Source organism: Pseudomonas sp. ADAK21, assembly GCF_012935735.1.
Classification (GTDB): domain Bacteria; phylum Pseudomonadota; class Gammaproteobacteria; order Pseudomonadales; family Pseudomonadaceae; genus Aquipseudomonas; species Aquipseudomonas proteolytica.
On record NZ_CP052857.1, the window covers coordinates 5635405 to 5656149 of the forward strand.

The following is a 20745-nucleotide window of genomic DNA, read 5'->3' on the forward strand; positions in this document are numbered from 1 at the left end:
TGCCGGTGAGCGAACTCACGGTAACTGGCTGTCGATCCATCGCTCCGCTGCTGCCATTGCGTCACCCAGTGCCGCCGGATAGTCAGGCCATGGACCAGTCAGCTCGGCGGCGACTTCGCCCAACCCATCAACGGATGCCGGCTCAATGATTCTCGCAAATGCGGGTACGTCATCGTTTGGCCGCCTCCATTCGAACTTGAGAAACAACGTATGCCCCCGATAGGCATGAACGACTGGAACATCGAGATTGTGTGACACGCGCCCTCCCTGACACATGAGCAAGTTGCACAGTATTTGTAGCTCTTTTTTGCACCCTTCGCCATCGAGGCACTTCGCTATCAACTTCTGCCGCCCAGCGCGGCAAGGACACCCCATGTACGCAACGAAAATCACCCTGCTCCTGACGGCCATCGTGTTGTACGTGGCGGGGTCCACGTTCTGGTTTTTCTGGCAGGTGCCGGAGCTGCTCTCCACCGGCACCGAACAAACCCTGGTCGTAGCATTCGCCGGCACCGTCGCCTGGATGCTGCTCACCTTCGGCTTCATCATCCACATCATCAAGACAGCGCGGCCTACAGCGGGCGGCGGGAGGTAGACATGGACGACATTCAGTTTCTGTCGCATGAAGATGTCTGTGAGCTCACAGGCGCCAAGACAAAAGCCGGGCAGATACTTGTACTGTCCCGAAATGGCATTCGCCACACCATCAAACGCAATGGATGGCCATGCGTGATCTCCGCATCACTACTAGTTGGAAAACATGACCGGCAGCCTGAGAAAGTCGAATGGCAGCCTCGGATGGGAATTCAATAAATGGCAAGACGACCCACTAACCCCGGCAGCATTCCCCGATTGAGAAAGCGACTGCGCCCCGGGGGAAGGGTTTATTACTACTACGACGCTGGTGATAAGCCGCGCCGGGAGATCGCTCTAGGATCTGACTACGGTGCCGCAATTGTTGAGTATGCCCGACTTGAAAAGAGCCGGGCCTCCAATGCAATCGTCGCCCAGGTGCTGACATTTGAGTACGTAGCGAACAAATACATGGATGAAGTGGTACCGACAAAGTCCATGGCCACCCAAAAAGACAACATTCGCGAGCTGAAGCAACTGCTGGTCTTCTTCAATGACCCACCCGGGCCGTTAGAAGCAATCGAGCCGAAGCATGTTGTTCAGTACCTCCGCTATCGGTCGAAAACGGCAAAGGTGCGAGCCAATCGGGAAAAGGCTCTACTCAGCGCAATCTGGAACTTCGCGCGCCAGAGCGGCTATACGTCACTCGCAAACCCTTGTGCTGGCATCAAAGGGAACAAGGAGACCGGCCGGGACACCTACGTCGAAGACGAGATGCTCGCTGCGGTGTACCTGCATGCGGACCAGCCACTCAAGGATGCACTAGATCTGTTCTACCTCACCGCCCAGCGCATTGGCGACACACTGAAGATGGACGAGCGCGACTTACTCGATGGTCAGTTGCTCATCAAGCAGGGAAAGACCAGTGCGAAGCGCCGGATTGAGGTTGTTGGTGAGCTGAAGGTGGTCATTGACCGTATTCTTGAAAGGAAAAAGGGGCACAAGATTCGATCAACCAAGCTCGTTGTAATGGACAACGGACAGGCGATGACGGCAAGCATGCTCAGAGGGAGATTTGACGCGGCCAGGTTGAAGGCCGGGATTGAAAAGTCTGCGTTTCAGATGCGCGACCTGCGCGCAAAAGCTGCAACGGACAAGGAGGAATCGACAGGCAGCATCCGTGATGCACGAGACCAACTCGGGCATACAACTGTCGGAATGACAGAGCAATATATTCGGCGCCGCAAGGGCCTGAAAGTGCTTCCAACCAAGTGAAAATCCGTTCCGCAATTAATTTGGCACCCTTGAAAACAAAGGCCTTCAAGGCCTCGTTCTCCAAACAATTGCGGACCGGATACGACGATAACGTATTGATTTGTATAGCTTTGAATGCGGACTTAAAATCCCCCGCTCGTAAGGGCGTCCCGGTTCGATTCCGGGTTCGGGCACCATAGATATCAAGGGCTTGCATGATGAACTTCATGCAGGCCTTTATCTTTTCTGCTCCGCAATTACCCCTCCCCCGAGCGAACACAAACTACCGGACAGGCCACGAGTCCTGAGACTCATCGTATGGTCGCGCTCATCCAGAGTTTGTCGATCGACTGATTAGAGTGGGACGGTTACGCTGGCGTTTTTCGCAAGCGAGCAAAAGCGTATGACAGAGATGTACCAAGGAAGCTGCTTATGCGCAGCCGTCAGTTACGAGCTGTCCGTCACACCGAAACTGGGCACGCTCGGCACGCCCTTCATGCCTGAAAAGCTACTGTCGACCCAAGGCAATCAGTTAATAGTGGCTGTTGGCGAGAATTGACTTTCATCACTAGGAATATTTCTGATCCGAAGAACATCTTCGAGAACTTCCTTAAAAATGGGTGCTGCAATAGCCCCCCCGAAATAGCCTCCTGCAGTTGGTTCATCTACGATGACAGCCATGATGAATTCTGGCGCGTTGGCCGGAGCGATACCTACGAACATCGCTCTATATTTGTTGCTTTCATATCCGCCGCTTGATGCCTTGCGTGACGTCCCGCTTTTGCCCGCAATTACATAGCCGTCGATGGCTGCGCGCTTTCCACCTGCGCCAGGGCCATCCACTGCCTGCACCATCATGTCTAGAACACTGTTGGCAACTTCCGGGCTTATGACATTGCGTGGCAGGTTTGGCTCGCCTTTGATTATTGACAATGGAACTAGATCGCCCTCATTCGCGAAGACGGTATATGCTTGAACCAGTTGCGCTAAGTTGACAGATAAACTATATCCGTATGAGAGGCTCGCTGTAGCAATATCTGACCACACCCTATTGACTGGAACGGTCCCAACGCTTTCCCCCGGAAAGTGGATAGACGTGTTGATTCCAAATCCCAACTCAGTAAGTAATTGCGAAATTACTTCTCCCCCTGTGGGAATGGCGACCTTGCTCATCCCAACATTTGAAGATCGGCGGATAATCCCCGCCAAATCCAACTGATTGTCCCTGCCTACATCTCTAATGGTATATCCATTTATTTTTACGAAGCCTGGTGCTATTTGGATAATCGCGTTTTTGTCAATTATTTTTGCGGTTAGCACAGCGGCCATACTGAATGGCTTTATCACTGAGCCAGGCTCATAAACATCAGTAAAAACCCGGTTTCGAATGAGGTCCGCGTTGAAGCTTTTACGAGCATTGGGATTGAATGAGGGCATTGTCGACAATGCCAATATCTCACCTGTCTTAGCGTGTATGAGTATCGCGCTTGCAGACTTGGCGGCGTTGTTTATGAGTGCTTTGCGTAATGCTTTTTCAACGTAATGCTGCAGCGTCGAGTCAATTGTTAAATACAGATTGTCCCCTGGAGTAATGGGCTTGTGCACAAGAACTTCACGGGTGACTCGCCTGTGCAGGTTCAAGGTGCGCTCTTCTACGCCAGGCTTACCAGAAAGTTTATGGTTGTACATTAATTCGATGCCCTCGATACCTTTCTGGTCAATATTAGTAAAGCCTATTGACTGAGCAAGCATCGAAGACTGAGGGTAATATCGTTTGTATTCTTGACGCTCATAAACCCCAGGAATGGATAATTTTATTACCTTGTTCGCGAGTTCGGGATCAATTTTTCTGGCCAAATAGGCAAAGGATTTATCTTGAGTGTTCAGCATTAGACTTCTGGCCAGCGACTCATCAACATCAAGATGTTTTTTCAATATTGCTTGTTGCTGATTTGTTGGCGCAAATTGCTTAGGGTTTACCCATAAGGTGCTGACCGGCGTGGAAACTGCCAAGGGTTGATTGAATCTATCGAATATAGTCCCGCGAACGGGGACTGTTTCAGTCACGCGCGTTGACCGTTTACGACCCTCGCCACTCAGAAACTCATGAGAAAAAATCATCAAATAAGTTATCTTTACCGCAAGAACCATTGACAGCGTATAAAAAACAGCTAAGACAATGGTAAATCTTGGGTTTGTCGCTGGGCGCTTCACACGGCACATCCTGTTATATACGCTAAAAACAAGACCACCTTAACTAAATTATTCGCACCTCGCTTTGTAATATAAAGACACGTCTTTCCCAGGACTATTTGCTTATTGCCTATAGGGTGGTCAAATATAGTTATGAAGTTTAACGATACCGATGGTTTTTCATATCTGTGAAAACTTACTTTTTGTGCTGGCTGGCAAGTCAAAAACTACAGTCACGCCAGCCTTCAGCACATCGATGCAATCTAAAGCATTGGTTTGGGCATGGGGGGCGCCCTTGTCTTGTGTGCGCCGCAACGCTCTAGCTGTTGCGCAATTCCCCCGCCCCCAGACTCTCGGCGTCCCGCAAACTCGTAAACTCCAGAACCACCGTAAAACGCTGCTGCTCAAGAATCACGTCAATCTGCCAGCCCAATTTCGCGCATAACTGGCGCATCAACTGCAGCCCCAGGCCGTAGCCAAAATCGCTGGAATCCTCCCGCGGCTTGGCTTCCCTGATGTGGTTGGCAATCAGTAGCCGGGGATATTTGAAGCTGATTTCCACCTGGCCTTCTTCGGCATATTGCAGCGCGTTGCGCAGGAAGTTGCCGATCACGATGCGGCACGCGGTGGGGGGCAGTCGGCAAGGTTGGTTGTGGATGTCGACAAGCAGTTCGATATCCCGGTTGCCGATCAGGTAGCGATGTTTGTCAATCAGCTCGCCCACCAGTTCGCTCAGGTCAATGTCTTCCTCAGGCAACGGTTCGGGACGCTCGCGGCTCATCCACAGCAAGGTCTCGGCGATAAGCTGCATGTTCAGCACCGAACGTTCGATGCGCTGCAGGGAGGACGGCAGGACACCGCCGGCCTGCAGGGTCAGCAGTTCGATATTGGCCTTGAGCACTGCCAGCGGGGTGCGCAACTCATGACTGGTGTAGCGCAACAGGCGACCTTCACGCTGGCTGGCGGCCTGCACCTGCTCCACACTCTGGGCCAGGGCATCGGCCAGCATGTTGAACTCCTTGAAGCTGAAATCAGGCCGCTCACTGGCCATGGCATCCGGGTTTTGCAGGGTGCTGGACCATTGCGCCAGGCGCCCCAATGGCCGCACCAACCACCAGACCAACAGGGCGATGATGATCAGCGCCGGCACGAACACCGCCAGGCTGATGAACGCAACGCCCTGCAGCACCCGGTCAAAGTAGGCATCGGACAGCGGCGTCTCGACCTCGCCGCCCTCTTCGTGGTCATGGTCGATGTCATACATGTAAAGGGTCTTGCCGTCCCCCAAGGGCTGGGAGAGGACCGCCCGGACTTCAGCGTCTTCGTCATCGGAGTCTGTATCACCGAACACCTGAACGGCACCGAAGGACATGCTCGGCGGGGCCTCCAGCATCTGTCGCACGCTTGGCGGCAGGGCTTCCTTGCCGATGACCGCTTCGAAGAAGTAGTTATGAGGGGGTGGCGTGGTCGGATCCTTCTTGTAGTGCCTGACGAAGTACTGGGCCTCTTCTTCCATCATCGCGCTGGCGGTGTAGAGCAGGCCGCGTACGGTGTACACCGGCAGCAGCTGGCTGTAGATCAGTAACACCACGGCAATCAGCAACAGGAAGCTGCCGCTGATCACCCACTTCAGGCTCAGGCCATTACGCATGCGACTTCACCTGTATACCGACCCCGGGCAGGGTGTGGATCAGCGGCCGGCTGAAGGGTTTGTCTACGGCCTTGCGCAGCCGGTGCATGTGGACTTTGAGGGTATTGCTGTCTGGTGGCTCGTCGCCCCAGATGGTGGTTTCCAGGCGCTCCCGAGGGACGGGTTCAGGGCTGGCGCGCATCAGGTATTCCAACAGGGTCCAGCAGATCGGCGACAGGTGCAGCTCCTGCCCGGCCCGGCTGACTTTGCGGGTGGTCAGTTCCATCACCAGGTCGTCCACCTGCAGGCGGCTGCTCTGGCTGCTGCGACGCATGCTCAGGGCACGAATTCTGGCCACCAGTTCGGCCAGTTCGAATGGCTTGACCAGGTAGTCGTCAGCGCCCGCGGCAAAGCTTGCGAGCTTGTCTGAAAGAGCATCCAGTGAAGTGAGCATCAAGATCGGTGTCTGGCTGCCTTGCTGGCGTAGCCGCGCGCACAATTGCTGGCCGTCGAGGCGCGGCAGCATGATGTCCAGGAGAATGACGTCGTAATGCTGGTCGAGTGCCAGGTTGAGGCCGGCCTGGCCATTGCTGACGTGGTCGCAGACCATGCCGCTGATCTCCAGGTACTCGATGACGGTGGTGGCCAGGTCAAGGTTGTCCTCGACCAGCAGCAGGTGAATATGCACGGAAAAGTCCCCTCGGACAGGTGTTGCGCAGAGGTCTGAAGGATAACGGAAGTCGAGCAATTTCCCGCCGATGTTTACCTGGCGTTAACCCGGCACTCTCTAAGCTGGGGCTCTCATATCCAGAGGTCATCACCCTCATGAACCTTTACGCGATGGTCAAAAGAGTCTTGCTGGCCTTGATTCTCTTCGGCCTGATGGCCAGCATCCTGCCGTCTCGCGGGCAATTGGTAAACCTGGGAGGCGGCAGTCGGTTCCTGGTGGGCCAGAGTATCGAGCAGGCAGCTGCGTGCTGTGTCGCCAGTGCGTTGCGATAACGCGGGCGCCAGTTACACCTGGCAGTTACTGGTGTGCCTGGGCCTGATTATGGGGGTGTCGATTGCCATGGGGACCTATATCGTCCATCTGAATGCGCGCATTGATAAGCAGCGGGAACTGTCGCCGGTGTATCTGCACGAATGTGAAACCGGTCGCGGCGGCTTTATCGTCTACCCAGACGGCAGGCGCAGCAGCGACAACTGCTACCCGATCGATGAAGCTGAATCGACAGCCGCCGACCCGATACCGGCCCTGCCCGGCTCACCCCGAACAGAATGGCTCAAATATGTACTGCCCGCAGTTGAGCCAGCCCCAAGAGCGCCGAAGGTGCCGCGTACAGTCTGATCAGTACCTCCAGGCGCCAGCCCTAACCCCGGCATACCAGCCTGCAAGCTGCATCTGATACGCTTTTTTCTTTACCACCTGCATCTGTACCGAACAGACCTTAGCCCCGACAATGGCTTATCGGCAGGAACTCTCCCGCCGCCCTTGCGCCTTTTGGAGGTCCCATGGCTAAGATGGCATTTTTTCTTTTAGGGTTTCTGGCACTGACCGTTGGAATCGGCCTGCTGGCCACGATTTCACCGGTCTGATACCGGTAGGTGGGGCAAGGTGCGCGTGATGCACAATGGTACTTCTGATATTGCGTTACCCAGCGCACGGTTTGGCGTCTTTCAAGGCGTTAACGGATCAATTCGAGATGGACGCTCATCAGGCTGTCTGGCTTGTCCTTCATCCCATTGCAACAGACGTAGCCATCATGCAGGTAGAGCCCGGGGTATTTTTTAAAACTCACCGGATCAAGGGTCACGTACCTGGCATTGCTCCACGCTGAATAGGCATAGAGATAGCTGCGATCGGTAAACGACAGATACTCTGCGGTATCGACGGTCATGATGTACCAATTCCCGTCGCCGTAACTGATAACCAGGAATTTCGAGGCCTGGTTAACATCCTTGGTCGTAATGACGTATCCGTTAGACATCATCAAATATCTGGGCGGGTTAACGGAGTTGTCCTTGAGGTAGGCCAACTGAGAGGGTGCGGCTTTCAACGCCTCAGCAGCACCTCCGACTTCAGGATTGGTTTGCAACGCTTGCGTGCCGGGCGGGTTGATTAATTCCTTTGACATGGGGTGACACTCCATTGACTCAAGATTGATGGTTTAGCGATGCCCCGAATAAAACAGCATTTTTTGGAAGGCCCGAAAACCGTGAGCAGCGGTTTATAGTGCGCAAGCACGTTACTGTCCGATACTGTCAATTTTCACAGTTCATTAGAGTGTTTCACTATAGGTCCGGGGGTTTATATCCCGAACCTCTCACCCGAGAAAAAACATCGGGTACAACGAAAGCACCAAGAGCGCCGCCATCGACCAGTTGAATAGCTTCAACCAGCGCGGCTCACGCAAGACATTGCGCAAAGCGGTGCCACACCCGGCCCACACGCACACACTTGGCAGGTTGACCACCGCAAACACCACGGCAATGACCAGCACGTTAGTGAAGTAACCTTGCGCCGGTGTGTAGGTGGTGATCGCCCCCAACGCCATGACCCAGGCCTTGGGGTTGACCCACTGGAACACCGCGGCGGCAAAAAACGTCATGGGCTTGCTCTTGCGGTCGGTGTCGTCTGACATCGCGCTGGAAGTCGCAATTTTCCACGCCAGGTACAACAAGTACGCCGCGCCGATGTAACGCAGGGCGGTGTATGCCCAAGGTAACGCCTTGAACACTTCCCCCAGGCCCAGGCCAACCGAAATCACCAACACCATAAAGCCCACGCTAATCCCCAGGGCATGGGGAATCGAGCGGCGAAAACCGAAGTTCACGCCCGATGCCAACAGCATGGTGTTATTGGGGCCTGGGGTAATCGAAGACACGAAGGCAAACAGCGCAAAGGCTGAAAGCAGGCTGGTGGACATAAACATGGTGCGTCATCCGGCGAGTTATTGTCGCCCTGACAGTAGAGGGTTCTGTGACGCGCCGCCCCGTACAGCTAGAGGTAGATCGAGAGATACAATTTACGATCAAAGTCAGCTGTACCTGAAGGGAGGCGCTGAAAGGACTGGCACTTAAACCGGCATCGGCGCCTGACGATAGGTAACGGTCTGCCCCAGGGCCAGGGCACTGGCCTCAAGCCGCAGACGCTCCTTATCCAGAAAGCCATGCAATACCTTGAGATGGCTGATCTTGAGTTCAATCTCAGCCATTTTATCGGCCACCAACGCGGCACCCTGGGCGCAGTCGATCGTACTTTGCCGTTTGGCCTCCAGGATCTCGCCGATTTCGGCCAGGGAAAATCCCATCTTCTGCGCCATCTGAATAAACTCCAGATCCTGTGCCGTCTGTTCGCTGTAAGCGCGATAGTTATTGGCCCCCCGCTGTACAGCGATCAACCCCAGCTCCTCGTAGTAGCGCAAGGTATGGCGTCCGAGGCCGCTCCTACGCTCCAGCTCTGCGACTTTCACGGTAAATTCTCCTTGACTGTAGAGGTGGCTCTACAGTTTAGCCTGCACCCCTTATTCAACCAAGGAGTGCGCTATGAGCGTGGAATGTTTTGTCACCGGCGGCAGCGGATTTATCGGGCAACACTTGCTGGCTCGCCTGACCTTTTCGGGGCACAAGGTCTGGGTGCTGATGCGCCACGTTTCAAACCTTGAGACGCTCAGGGAACAGGTGCGGCAACTGGGGGGAGAACCTTCGCGTATTCATGCCGTTCAGGGCGACCTTAACCAGCAGGAACTGGGGCTCAATGCGGCCGACCGCCAGCGCATCGCCGCGGCCAGCGTGGTATTTCACCTCGCCGCACAATTCGCCTGGGGCCTGCCTTTGGACCAAGCCCGCGCGGTCAACGTGGACGGTGCCCTGGCGGTCGCCCGATTGGCCGCAAGCCAGCGTAGCCGGCTGTTGATGGTCGGCGGCTATATGCTGCAGAACATCGCCCACCTGAACAGTATTGGCATTGACCACCAACGCCCCGAAACCACCGATTGGCCCGCCGTGTACCAGCGCGTGGGTGGCTACGAGGCGAGCAAGCTGGAGGCACACTTTGCGGTCATCCGCGACATGCAGGCGCAGCAGGCCGACTACACCATCGTGCACCCTGCAACGGTGTGTGGGCATAGCGAAAGCGGGCATATCCTCGCGGGCCAGCCGGTAACCGAGCTGATTCGCAGCCTGGCGACAGGCAAGTTGACAGCGATTCCAGGGTCGCCACGCCACTGGCTGCCCTTGGTCAGTGTTGATTACTTGGTTGCGTTGATGGTCGCAGCAGCCTTCGATCCGGCAATGGCAAACCAACAAGCCTTGGCACTGGACGAGCGCACCCCGAACCTGCAAGGCCTGCTCACGCATATCGCCGGCACCCTGCAAGTGCAAGCGCCCCGCCACCACCTGCCCCTTGGCCTGCTCAAATGGCTACTGAAAATACCGGGGGTGGCAACGCACTTGGGCACCAGCCCGGAGTCCCTGAACTTCATCCAGACTGCGCGATTCGATATGTCTCAGAGCCGGGAGCTGGAGAGCCGCTATCAGCTCAAGCATCCCGACCTGGAAATAACCCTGGAGAAAACCGCGCAATTCGTCAGGCGCGCACTGATGGTTTCGCCTGCGCCATAAATGCCATGAGCGCTATCCAGTACTGACGTAGAATCCTGCGAAAAGCCCAGCCATATTCAGGGAAGTCCGGACAATGCTTTTCGAGAACCTCGCGTTGTTTCTACTGATTGTCGAAAAAGGCGGATTGTCGGCCGCAGGCCGCGAGGTCGGGCTTTCGCCTACGTCTGTGTCGGAACGGCTCGGGGCCTTGGAAAGGCATTACGGGGCAACCTTGCTGACCCGTACCACACGCTCGATCAGTTTGACGGATGAAGGGCGGATGCTGATGGACGGCGCACGGCGCCTGCTGGCAGAAGCGGAAGATATCGAGAGCAATATCAAGCTGGGCACCGAACGCATTTCAGGCCTGATACGCCTGAGCGCCCCCGTAGACCTGGGCCGCAACCGTGTGGTGCCAATCCTCGACGATTTCCTGCAAGAACATCCCAACGTAAGCCTCGACCTGAACCTGACCGATGGCTACCTGGACCTCGCGGGGCAAGGGATTGATTTCGCTATTCGATACGGCGCCTTGTCCGACAGCACCCTGCGCGTCAGAAAACTCAGCGAGGGCCGTAGGGTCGTATGCGCATCCCCCGCCTACATTGCCGCCCACGGGACGCCCCGGCATCCATCCGACCTGGCACAACAGCAGTGCATCCTGATGCGCTTTGGCAGCAACATCCACCGGGAATGGCAGTTCCGTGCCGAGGGCCGTACGTTCAAGGTTCTGGTATCGGGCAGGCGTATTGCCAATGATGGCGAGCAGGTGCGCCAGTGGTGCCTGGACGGGCATGGCATTTGTATCAAGTCCTACATTGATGTACGCGATGATTTGCAGGCAGGTCGGCTGGTCGAGGTGCTGCAAAGCTACTCGTTGCAGGGCGTGGATTTGCAGATTGTCTACCCTTCAGGCCACGCGGTGCCGCGTCGGGTCAAACTGCTGATGGACGAAATCTCCTTGAAGCTGGCGACCTGAGTGCGCGTCAAGGAGATGTTCCTGGCTATGGCTTTTGGGTTTGCGCCCTACTGGGCCCAGGCAGAAAAATCCGAGTAACCGCGCTCGGTACCACCAAACAACTCGGCACCTTCCAGGCCGGCCAATGGATACCCCTTCTCCAGGCGCAGCGGCAGATCCGGGTTGGCTACAAACTTACGTCCGAATGCCACGAAGTCGGCGTAGCATTTTTCCAGGACCCATTCTGCAAGCTCCACGTCGTACTTGCCGGCCACCACAATCGCATTGCGAAAGCGCTCGCGCACGGCTTGGCGGAAATCCTCGGGAAACTTGGGGGCATCATCCCAGTCCGCTTCCACCAAGTGCAGGTAGGCAATGCCCTTGCCCTGCAGATAGCTGGTCGCTTCCAACAAAGTGGGCAGAATGTCCGGGCACGCCATGCCACGCGCTGTGAGAAACGGCGCCACACGGATCGCCGTACGGTCGGCGCCCACTTCATCAATCACCGCGTCCATGACTTCCTTGAGAAAGCGCAGACGGTTCTCACGCGACCCGCCGTACTCATCCGTACGAACGTTAGAGGTGGTACGCAGGAACTGGTCAATCAGATAGCCGTTGGCCCCATGCACTTCAACACCGTCGAAACCCGCCGTCATGGCATTACCCGCAGCCGTCCGGTAGTCGTCGACAATCGCGCGGATTTCGTCGCGCTCCAGTGCCCGTGGTGTCGGGCATGGTGCCATGCTGCCGACACCGGATTGGGCATCCACTTTCCAGATGCTGCCATCGAAAGGGATCGCAGACGGCGCGACAGGTAAATCACCATTGTGGAAGTCAGGGTGCGACATACGCCCTACGTGCCACAGCTGCAGGAAAATTCGCCCTCCCGCGGCATGCACCGCATCGGTCACCAAGCGCCAGCCGGCGACCTGTTCGTCACTGCAAATCCCTGGGGTAAAGGAATAGCCCTTGCCCTGAGGCGAAATCTGCGTGGCTTCAGTAACAATAAAAGCGGCCGAAGCCCGCTGTGCGTAGTAGACCGCGTTCATGGCGTTCGGCACATCGCCAGGTTGGGTACTGCGGGATCGGGTCATGGGCGCCATGACCACGCGGTTGGGCGTGTTCAGTTGGCCAACAATACCTGGGGTGAAAAGTCTGGACATCAGTGTCGCCTCGTAGATAGTCAGTGGTTTCGATGACCACAGAATATCTACCAGGGATTTTTTGATAATCGCCCCGATCCGGGAAACATATTCCGGTGAATCCGGATAATGCGCAGTGCTATTTGTCTACTCGTAAGGGTGTCAGGCAAACCTCTTCTTATTGGGCATCAACGTCAAAACGATACCTACGGCCAACATCAGCATGGCAGACCCGTTGGTGTCCTTATGCAACATGTAATACAACCAATAGGCCACAAGAAGCGGCCCGATGAGCTTGCTGTACTTGAATATGAAGTTGCCCAGTGGTGGGCAAACCTTACCTATCCAATGAAGGAAGAAGTAGCTGACCCCAACCATCACTAAGGTGACGAGAAGTATCCCCAAGAAAAAGCCCTCCATGATTGCAAAGGGCCATCTTAACGCCATGAGCGCCTGCCAACCTAGGGCTGCCCTGTTCGCGGGCAACCAAAGGTTTTTGGCCGTGCGACGTAGAGTCGCCTTTTCCTACATCTCCCTGCAGTCAAAATCACCATAGGGATGGGGGTACCAGACCTGCAGGATTTTCGCGCTCTGCCCTGTAGTCAGCCGCCCTTCAGGTACGATCAACTCCTGACGGACTTGGCCGTTATAGTCGTACTTGATCCATACCGATTTGAATTTATTGTAGTTTCTTATGATTGCCGTGTTATGTCCTGAGAGCTGTCTGACGAGCGTGTCTTCAGGTTTTTTCGGATCGTCAGGTCGATAACTGCCCTTATGTTGCCAAATAACCTGGTTTTCTGACCTTGACCCATTAGATATGGAACACCCTAATGGTTGAGGGGCATCCTTGGCATTTACAGAAAAAGGCAGAAAGCTACGACTTTTACCCGCAGAAGTATGTTTCACCTCGCAGACGATCACGCTGCCATTATCTTTGGATCCCTGCGCCGGCTGGAGCAAAACCGTCCTGCCGCCAGCGCTCGAACAGGTATTTCCCAAGACGATTTCAACCGCATACTGCTCGGAGTCCAGCTTTTCAGTGTGCAAGGCAATATCAGCATAAGCATCAAGCGAAGCGAGACAGAGGCCACACCACGCCAAGTATTTGAGTTTCATTGGACAACTCCTTGAGACAAGTGAATAAGCAGACGGCATCACGTCGAACAGCTAGTCAGAGTCGTCCTGCGTTGAGCATCGGCATCCACACAATTTTGCCGCAACGCATACATCCAAGTAGATCGAGATGTTGTGGCGAGCGGGCTCGCCACAGGTACTTTCGTTAGTTTTTGAACGTTGTGTAGATACCTATGCTGCGATAAGCGTAGTACTCCAGATGAAAAAAGGTAGGCTCGACAGCACTTACAAGGCGCACGGGAGCTTTGCAAGGCGTGCTTCTCAAAGGGTAATTACCGTCGCAGGATAAAAGAGCATATTGAGCACAAACAGAATCATCCAGAAGCCGATCTCCAGGGTTTCCGTAATAGGCTGGATACGTTTCAACGCGCCGTACACATGCACCACAAACATCAACAAGAAAACCACGAACAGCATATCGAAGGCATAGCTATAGCTGGTGCCCGTGGTTGCAGAGCGCAACATCGCCACTTCCACCACCAGAATAAACGCCCCCAAACAGCGCCCAAAATAGATTGCCAGATGCTGATGTTCGGGGATCGTCCAGCGCATCGCGCGGGCCCAGGCAATCGGCGCGATAAAGATCGGCAAGGCAAAAAACAGGGTGGTGACGATCATCAGCGTAGTGATGTAGTACTGGCTGTATTGCGCGTAGTAACCGAGCATCAGGCGATTCCTTATCCTTGAGAGTAACCCCTTGAGGGTAGAGCCCAAGAATTGCAGCCGGGCATACCGGTGTCCAACGTAAGCAGGTCTCGGGATACCAAAGAGAATGGGCTTGGGTAAATGGGATTACTACCGAAGATGCAATGCGTCACCGCCTACTCTGCTAGGGTACGGTCATCTGAAAACCCGGCTGTTGCACAACAGCCCACAAGGAGTAGGTATGTTCAGCCACGTCACTGTCGGAACCAACGATCTGGACAAAGCCGCCATGTTCTACGACGCCATACTGATCCCACTGGGTCTGTGCCGTCGCCATGTGACCCCGGATGGTGGGCCGTCTTCCGCATGTTGGATCACCCCAGGCAGGCCATTGCCGCGCTTCTACGTCTACGCCCCCTACGACCGCCAGGCCGCCACAGCGGGCAATGGCAGCATGCTGGCTTTCTCCGCACCCTCGCCATATGCCGTCGATGTGGCCTACGCCGCGGGTGTTTTGGCCGGTGGAATCGACGACGGTGAGCCCGGCCCTCGTCCACATTATGGCGACGGTTACTACGGCGCCTACCTGCGCGATCCGGACGGCAACAAAGTGCATATCGTGCATCGCGGCGATATCTAGCAGCACAACAACCGGCACTACTACTGCGTAAAACACGATACCAACGCTCACTAGCAACTTCCCGATCATCGGCCACTTCCTTGTCGACGCTTCCCATAAACGCCTGAGCCGCGACTGTAGCGCCAGGCGATCCAGGCACCCAGCGCGGAAGCAATGGCAGACCCGCCAATCCCGTATAGAACCTCAAGCGTCAGCTGGCTTCCCCAACGCGCGCGCCTTCAAGCCATTATCAGCAGTACGCCGAAACTCACCAGCAAGGCACCAAAAATCCGGTCGATCCATTGGCGTGCGGCCAATAACCTATCGCGCACTGCCCCAGCGGAGAAACACAGCGCGATAAGGCTGAACCACACTACATGTGCCCCGGCGATAAATAGCCCATAACCGATTTGTACGGACCAACCAGTATCCGGCCTTACGACGCCCATAAACAGGCTGACGATGAAGATCGATGTCTTAGGGTTCAACGCATTTGTCAGAAACCCCGTACGCAGCGCTTCCAGATCCGACAGGGCAGGAGGTGGCGCGTCCAGCTGTTCAACGGCCGGCTTGGAGCGCAGCATCTTGATCCCCAAGTAGACGAGATAAGCCGCTCCAGCCAGCTTCAACACATTGAACAACCAAGGTGTCTGTTGCAGCACCAACCCCAAGCCAAGCAGCGTGTAGCAGACGTGAACCAGCACCCCTAGGCCAATTCCCACAGCGGTGAGCACGCCAGCCCTTCGAGACAGGAGCAAGCCGTTGCGCGAGACCATGGCGAAATCCGGCCCTGGACTGATGCACGCCAGTAGTGTGATGGTGATTACTGCTATCCATTCGCTCATGTTGTACCCTTTGAATTATCGGTCGCATAGGCCATGTTTACAGATCCTTTGCTTGGGTAATAACGATGATTCCTGAAGAAAATAGTGACTATAAATCACTGATTTCTGAGGCTCGCCTGCCATCGCTGCTTGGCTTGCGCTGCTTCGAATCAGCCGCACGCCTGGAAAATTTCGCCCGGGCGGCTGACGAGCTGCATCTGACACCCAGCGCCATTAGCCGCGCAGTGCGTCTGCTTGAAGAGGATTTGGGCGTTGAGCTGTTCGAGCGGCGTAACCGAAAAGTGTTTTTGAACGATGCCGGAAGACGCCTGGCAAAAGCGGTCAGTGACGGGCTGGGGTTGATGAGCCACGCCGTTCGCGAGATACGCAGCGATGCCCGTCGAGCTCGCCAGCTTGTCTTGTCCTGCGAGCCAACGCTGCTGATGCGCTGGCTGATCCCTCGTTGGAGCGACTTCCAACTCCGTCACAAAGGTCTGGATATTCATTTGGTTGCCGGCGGTGGCCCATTCTCATTCAACCAGGGTATCGACCTGGCCATCCGGCGCGACGATTTCCCCTGCCCTCCCGGCTACCATACCGAGACGCTATTCCCAGAGAAGGTCGGCCCCGTTTGCCGGCCAGAAAAGGCAGGTCAGTGGTTTGGCAAAAACGGCAAAACCCTGCTCGCTTCTGCCCCGCTGCTGCAGACAGCCAGCCGGCCTACGGCATGGCAGGAATGGGCTTACGCAAAGGGACTGCCCACTTCCGATAAGGAAATGCAAACGTTCGAACACTTCTATTTCAGCATCCAGGCAGCCGTTGCTGGCCTTGGCGTAGCCATCGGCCCGTGGCACCTGGTACGCGACGATATCCAAAGCGGCGTGCTGGCCGCACCATTGGGCTTTGTTGAAGATGGTTCGCGGTACTGCCTGCTGTCGCCCACGGCGCTCAGGCCGGGTAGTGTGGAAATGGAGCTGCTTGAATGGTTGCAGGCGGTGGGATGAGTTTTTTGGTGATTCAGTTACACCCCGGCGAACTCGCCAGTTTGCCGAACGCGCAAATCCTCACTAATCAAAGGACATACCGTGCTTATCGTATTCAGCGGCCTCCCCGGCACCGGCAAAACCACTATCGCCAAGGATCTCGTTGCAACGACAGGCGCCGTCTACCTGAGGATCGATACGATTGAGCAAGCGCTGCGAAACTCCGGCGCTCTGGCTCAAGATGTGGGGCGCAGCGGCTACCTAGTCGCCAATGAACTTGCCCTGAGCAATCTTCGCCTTGGGCACACAGTCATCGTTGATGGGGTAAACCCGGTGAGCGAAAGCCGAATGGCGTGGAGCGAAGTTGCTTCAACAGCGGGTGTACGGTTAGTCAATGTTCAAGTGATCTGCTCTGATAAACACGAACATCAGCGGCGCGTAGAAACCAGGACGGGGGATATTCCGGGGCTGATGCCACCCACCTGGCAGTCTGTGCTGGCGCATGAATATGAAGCGTGGGACGAGGCTGCGTTTTGCATAGACACGGCTTTGATTTCACCCGCGCAAGCCGCCTTGATGATCACCGACCGTTTACTGCCCATGCAAGCCCAAGGTAATTAACGAGATAAATAAGTCTGCCCCTTTGTGCCCGATCATCGCTGACTCACTGCGGCCATTGCTCAAGCAGTATCGAGACGAATTTTTCCGCCGCTGGTGAAAGCGATGAGCCGCGGCGGTAGACCAAGCCCAAAGAGCGGTTCACAACCGGCTCAATCAAAGGGACGCTGACCAAGGTGGGATGATCTTCAGCCGGCATGGCCAAGCTCGGCATCGCCGAAACCCCTAAACCAGCCTCCACCAGGCCCAACGAAGTAGAGAGGTGCTGGACTTCGTAGAACCATTGCGGCCGCCAACTCAAGCCCGACAGGGCGTGGTCGAGCAACATGCGGTTGCCGCTCAGGCGCCCTACCCCGATCAGCCGGTAATCGCTCAATTCAGACCAGGTGACCGAACTGCGCCCTGCCAATTCATGATCACGCCGGCACGCCAATACAAAAGGTTCGCTGACCAATGGTACGAACTCAATGTCCGGGTGCTGCCCACTCATCATGTTGATACCGAAATCGGCTTCCCCCCGCAGTACCGCTTCAAGTCCCTCATTGGCACTCAAGTCCAGCAGTCGGATGCGGATTTTTGGGTAGCGTTCGTTATACAGGCGAATGACTGAAGGCAAGAAATAGAAGGCGGCAGTGGGGATACATGCCAGCGTTACCCGGCCAATCTGGCGTTCGGCCAGTTCACGGATATTGAGAATCGACTCATCGAAGTCATCCAACAAACGACGCGCCTTGGGAAGAAAGTCACGCCCGACGCTCGTGAGGCTGACCTTACGTGTGGTGCGATCAAGCAAAGAGGTGCCCAACCCCTCTTCCAGTTTTTTTATCCGGCGACTGAGTGCAGGCTGGGACAGATGCAAGGCATCAGCTGCTTCGTGAAAGCTGCCAAGTTCGGCGATTTTAACGAAAGATCGAATATCGTTCAGCTCATAGTCCATGTCTTATCTCATCAGCAGCAGGCGCTAGAAGAAGGCTCAGCGTAAATTCATCATTCGCAAAACGCAATAATCTCTTCAATTTTTGCATTTGATACATTTTTTAAAGCTTGAGACTCTTGCTCCAAGAACATCAATTACGTCGATTGATCAACAAGAGTCAGTATCATGCAAAGAATTCCCTGTGTGCTGATGCGCGGTGGCACCTCCAAAGGCCCAGTCTTTCTCGACTGGGATTTGCCGACAGCCATTGAGGCCCGTGACGAACTGCTGCTCAACCTGATGGGCTCCGGCCACGAACTGGAGATCGACGGAATCGGCGGTGGCAGCCCACAAACCAGTAAGGTTGCGATTGTCAGCCCATCGCTGCACCCGGACGCCGACGTTGACTACCTGTTCGTGCAAGTGATGGTTTCGCAACGTCGGGTCGACAGCGCGCCCAACTGCGGCAACATGCTGTGCGCCGTCGGCCCGTTCGCCATCGAACAGGGCCTGGTCAAAGGCACGCCGGGCCGCACCCGGGTCCGCATCCGCAACGTAAACACAGGGACCTTCATCAACTCCGACGTGTACACACCGGATGCCAAGGTCAGTTACGAGGGCGACACCGCGATCGATGGCGTGCCAGGTACCGCCGCGCCGGTACAACTGACATTCCTCGATGCGGCCGGCAGCAAGACCGGCAAACTCTTCCCGACCGGCAATACACAAGACGTGATCGACGGTATTGCGGTGACCTGCATCGATATGGCAATGCCCATGGTGCTGATCGAGGCCAGCCAACTGGGCAAGCGTGGCGATGAAAGCCCGGCCGAACTGGACGCCGACAAAGACTTCCTGCGACGCCTTGAGTCATTGCGACTTCAGGCCGGCCGGGCCATGGGCCTGGGTGACGTCAGCGACAAAGTGATTCCAAAGCCGGTGCTGGTCTCGCCCGCCAAAGCCGGCGGTACGATCCAGGTTCGCTATTTCATGCCACATAACTGCCACCGCGCGCTGGCCATTACCGGCTCGATTGGGTTGGCCACCGCGTGCGTAGTTGAAGGCAGCATCGTCGCGCAGATGCTCGGCGGGATCAGTACGCCGCGCCTTGAAGCGGTGCGTATCGAGCACCCAAGCGGAGGAATTGATGTCGTATTGTCCTACACCGGCGTCAAGGGTGAGACAATTCAGGCCTCGGTCGTTCGCACCGCGCGCAGGCTTTTTTCCGGCTACGTCTATGCCACGGACTCTCAGCGCCTCGCCGGATAATTCCGGCGGTCGTTGGCATTTTTGCATCCGCACAATACTAAAAATGGGTGATGCCATGAAAGTTGTAAAATCGCTCTACTTCCAGATTCTATGCGCCGTGGTGCTGGGCATCGTGGTCGGGCACTTCTGGGCCCAGCAGGCCGTTGCACTCAAGCCGCTGGGCGATGCGTTCATCAAGCTCATCAAGATGATGATTGCTCCCGTGGTGTTCTGCACCATCGTCACCGGCATCGCCGGGATGAGCGACAAACGCTCGCTCGGCCGCCTGCTCAGCAAAACCATGCTGCTGTTTTTCGGCCTCACGGTGATCAGCCTGGTGATTGGCCTGGTGGCGGTGTACGTGTTCCAGCCGGGTGCCGGCATGAACATCGACCCCACCCAACTGAGCACCAAAGGCCTGGCCCAGTACACCGAGTCGGCGGCGAAGCTTGGGGTTGTGGAGTTTTTCATGCACATCATCCCGGACACCTTTATCGGTGCCTTCAGTAAAGGGGAAGTGCTGCCGGTCCTGTTTATCGCGGTGTTGTCCGGCTTCGCCTTGTCATCCCTGGGCGAACGTGGCAAGCCGGTGCTCGATGTACTCGAATCCGCCTCGCACATGGTGTTCAAGATCTTCGCGTACCTGATGCGTTTTGCACCGATCGGCGCTTTCGGGGCCCTGGCGTTCACGGTCGGCCAGTACGGCATCACCTCGCTGGGCTCGCTGGCGAAACTGATCATGACCTTGTACATCGCCTGCGGCTTCTTCGTGTTCGTCGTCTTGGGCAGCATTTGCCGCGCCAACGGTTTCAGCCTGTGGAAACTGCTGCGCTACTTTCGCGAAGAGTTCCTGGTGGTGCTCGGCACCTCCTCCACGGAACCGGTGATGCCGCGCATGCTGGAAAAACTCGAAGCGCTGGGCTGCAAAAAAGGCGTCGTGGGCCTGGTCTTGCCCACCGGCTACTCGTTCAACCTGGACGGCACGGCCATCTACCTGTCGTTGGCGGCGATTTTCATTGCCCAGGCCTGCAACATTGACCTGAGCCTGACGCAAATCATCACCATGCTGGCGATCATGCTGCTGTCCTCCAAAGGTGCGGCCGGCGTGACCGGCAGCGGGTTCGTGGCACTGGCCTCGACCCTGACGGTCATTCACGACATCCCGTTGGCCGGCCTGGCGCTGCTGATCGGCATTGACCGCTTCATGTCGGAAGCGCGGGCGCTGACCAGCCTGGCCAGCAACGCGGTCGCGACGGTGGTGATTTCGATGTCCGAAAATGCCTGCCACCGCGAAACGCTGGCGCGGATGCTCGACGCAAAACCCGGTGCGGCACAGGCACAAGCCTGGGAAGACCAGAAGGTCGCCAGCCGCGTCTAGCGCAAACCACAAACACCTACCCCTG

23 protein-coding genes are annotated in these 20745 nt (G+C 56.1%); 12 read left to right on the forward strand and 11 right to left on the reverse strand.

Annotated elements, in window-relative coordinates:
- The first annotated feature begins 373 nt into the window (after nt 1-373).
- The 3 genes from HKK57_RS25405 to HKK57_RS25415 are packed head-to-tail and all read left to right on the forward strand — an operon-like array spanning nt 374 to nt 1848.
- Nucleotides 374-595 (forward strand): hypothetical protein, encoded by a 222-nt coding sequence (locus tag HKK57_RS25405; RefSeq protein ID WP_169391070.1) that lies wholly within the window; start codon nt 374-376, stop codon nt 593-595.
- Nucleotides 596-597: 2 nt separating this feature from the next.
- Nucleotides 598-813 (forward strand): DUF4224 domain-containing protein, encoded by a 216-nt coding sequence (locus HKK57_RS25410; RefSeq protein ID WP_029294919.1) that lies wholly within the window; start codon nt 598-600, stop codon nt 811-813.
- Nucleotides 814-1848: a tyrosine-type recombinase/integrase gene (locus HKK57_RS25415; RefSeq protein WP_169391071.1), complete on the forward strand. Its 1035-nt coding sequence runs from the start codon at nt 814-816 to the stop codon at nt 1846-1848.
- Between the two features lie 507 nt (nt 1849-2355).
- On the opposite strand, the gene HKK57_RS25420 is transcribed toward HKK57_RS25415, so the two are convergent.
- The 3 genes from HKK57_RS25420 to HKK57_RS25430 all read right to left on the reverse strand — a co-directional run bounded on the left by HKK57_RS25420 (nt 2356) and on the right by HKK57_RS25430 (nt 6338).
- Complete coding sequence (locus HKK57_RS25420) at nt 2356-4041, reverse strand: peptidoglycan D,D-transpeptidase FtsI family protein (protein ID WP_169391072.1); 1686 nt, start codon at nt 4039-4041, stop codon at nt 2356-2358.
- A 298-nt stretch (nt 4042-4339) separates the two neighbouring features.
- Entirely contained in the window at nt 4340-5671 is a 1332-nt protein-coding gene (locus HKK57_RS25425; RefSeq protein WP_070994980.1) for a sensor histidine kinase, read from the reverse strand.
- Nucleotides 5664-6338: a response regulator transcription factor gene (locus HKK57_RS25430; RefSeq protein WP_029294912.1), complete on the reverse strand. Its 675-nt coding sequence runs from the start codon at nt 6336-6338 to the stop codon at nt 5664-5666. Before HKK57_RS25430 ends, HKK57_RS25425 begins: the two co-directional genes overlap by 8 nt.
- Before the next feature lie 137 nt (nt 6339-6475).
- On the opposite strand from HKK57_RS25430, the gene HKK57_RS25435 reads away from it, so the two are divergent.
- On the forward strand, nt 6476-6652 hold the full coding sequence (locus tag HKK57_RS25435; protein ID WP_166647853.1) for a hypothetical protein: 177 nt from the start codon (nt 6476-6478) through the stop codon (nt 6650-6652).
- Nucleotides 6630-6998 carry a hypothetical protein gene (locus HKK57_RS25440; RefSeq protein ID WP_070994981.1) on the forward strand — a complete coding sequence of 123 codons (369 nt, stop codon included), beginning with the start codon at nt 6630-6632 and terminating at the stop codon, nt 6996-6998. The genes HKK57_RS25435 and HKK57_RS25440 overlap by 23 nt, the downstream gene beginning before the upstream one ends.
- A gap of 337 nt (nt 6999-7335) precedes the next feature.
- Here the strand turns inward: HKK57_RS25440 and HKK57_RS25445 are convergent, their stop codons facing one another.
- From HKK57_RS25445 to HKK57_RS25455, 3 genes are all read right to left on the reverse strand, one after another.
- Nucleotides 7336-7785 carry a hypothetical protein gene (locus HKK57_RS25445; protein WP_029294908.1) on the reverse strand — a complete coding sequence of 150 codons (450 nt, stop codon included), beginning with the start codon at nt 7783-7785 and terminating at the stop codon, nt 7336-7338.
- 189 nt (nt 7786-7974) lie between these two features.
- Nucleotides 7975-8583 (reverse strand): LysE family translocator, encoded by a 609-nt coding sequence (locus tag HKK57_RS25450; RefSeq protein ID WP_070994982.1) that lies wholly within the window; start codon nt 8581-8583, stop codon nt 7975-7977.
- Between the two features lie 144 nt (nt 8584-8727).
- Nucleotides 8728-9123, reverse strand: a complete 396-nt coding sequence (locus HKK57_RS25455) for a MerR family transcriptional regulator (RefSeq protein ID WP_104912183.1) — start codon at nt 9121-9123, stop codon at nt 8728-8730.
- Nucleotides 9124-9196: 73 nt separating this feature from the next.
- On the opposite strand from HKK57_RS25455, the gene HKK57_RS25460 reads away from it, so the two are divergent.
- Nucleotides 9197-10273, forward strand: coding sequence for an SDR family oxidoreductase (locus HKK57_RS25460; protein WP_169391073.1), 1077 nt, complete (start codon nt 9197-9199; stop codon nt 10271-10273).
- 73 nt (nt 10274-10346) lie between these two features.
- Nucleotides 10347-11231 (forward strand): LysR family transcriptional regulator, encoded by an 885-nt coding sequence (locus HKK57_RS25465; protein ID WP_070994984.1) that lies wholly within the window; start codon nt 10347-10349, stop codon nt 11229-11231.
- 47 nt (nt 11232-11278) lie between these two features.
- On the opposite strand, the gene HKK57_RS25470 is transcribed toward HKK57_RS25465, so the two are convergent.
- The 3 genes from HKK57_RS25470 to HKK57_RS25480 all read right to left on the reverse strand — a co-directional run bounded on the left by HKK57_RS25470 (nt 11279) and on the right by HKK57_RS25480 (nt 14155).
- Nucleotides 11279-12373, reverse strand: coding sequence for an alkene reductase (locus tag HKK57_RS25470; protein ID WP_169391074.1), 1095 nt, complete (start codon nt 12371-12373; stop codon nt 11279-11281).
- 504 nt (nt 12374-12877) lie between these two features.
- The gene (locus tag HKK57_RS25475) at nt 12878-13471 is read right to left on the reverse strand and encodes a hypothetical protein (protein ID WP_029294893.1); all 594 of its coding nucleotides are present in this window, start codon (nt 13469-13471) and stop codon (nt 12878-12880) included.
- A gap of 279 nt (nt 13472-13750) precedes the next feature.
- Entirely contained in the window at nt 13751-14155 is a 405-nt protein-coding gene (locus HKK57_RS25480) for a hypothetical protein (protein WP_070994988.1), read from the reverse strand.
- Nucleotides 14156-14375: 220 nt separating this feature from the next.
- Here HKK57_RS25480 and HKK57_RS25485 point away from each other — a divergent pair, with 220 nt between their 5' ends.
- Complete coding sequence (locus HKK57_RS25485; protein WP_169391075.1) at nt 14376-14774, forward strand: VOC family protein; 399 nt, start codon at nt 14376-14378, stop codon at nt 14772-14774.
- Nucleotides 14775-14992: 218 nt separating this feature from the next.
- Here the strand turns inward: HKK57_RS25485 and HKK57_RS25490 are convergent, their stop codons facing one another.
- Nucleotides 14993-15598, reverse strand: coding sequence for a LysE family translocator (locus HKK57_RS25490; protein ID WP_029294887.1), 606 nt, complete (start codon nt 15596-15598; stop codon nt 14993-14995).
- Between the two features lie 65 nt (nt 15599-15663).
- On the opposite strand from HKK57_RS25490, the gene HKK57_RS25495 reads away from it, so the two are divergent.
- Together HKK57_RS25495 and HKK57_RS25500 are read left to right on the forward strand one after the other, a co-directional pair.
- The gene (locus HKK57_RS25495) at nt 15664-16581 is read left to right on the forward strand and encodes a LysR family transcriptional regulator (protein ID WP_169391076.1); all 918 of its coding nucleotides are present in this window, start codon (nt 15664-15666) and stop codon (nt 16579-16581) included.
- A gap of 81 nt (nt 16582-16662) precedes the next feature.
- Entirely contained in the window at nt 16663-17181 is a 519-nt protein-coding gene (locus HKK57_RS25500; RefSeq protein WP_159907259.1) for an AAA family ATPase, read from the forward strand.
- A 43-nt stretch (nt 17182-17224) separates the two neighbouring features.
- Here HKK57_RS25500 and HKK57_RS25505 read toward each other — a convergent pair whose 3' ends face one another.
- Nucleotides 17225-18115, reverse strand: a complete 891-nt coding sequence (locus HKK57_RS25505) for a LysR family transcriptional regulator (RefSeq protein ID WP_029294881.1) — start codon at nt 18113-18115, stop codon at nt 17225-17227.
- 165 nt (nt 18116-18280) lie between these two features.
- On the opposite strand from HKK57_RS25505, the gene HKK57_RS25510 reads away from it, so the two are divergent.
- Nucleotides 18281-19363: a 4-oxalomesaconate tautomerase gene (locus tag HKK57_RS25510; RefSeq protein ID WP_029294879.1), complete on the forward strand. Its 1083-nt coding sequence runs from the start codon at nt 18281-18283 to the stop codon at nt 19361-19363.
- Nucleotides 19364-19406: 43 nt separating this feature from the next.
- Nucleotides 19407-20720, forward strand: coding sequence for a dicarboxylate/amino acid:cation symporter (locus tag HKK57_RS25515; RefSeq protein ID WP_169391077.1), 1314 nt, complete (start codon nt 19407-19409; stop codon nt 20718-20720).
- Nucleotides 20721-20745: the final 25 nt, after the last annotated feature.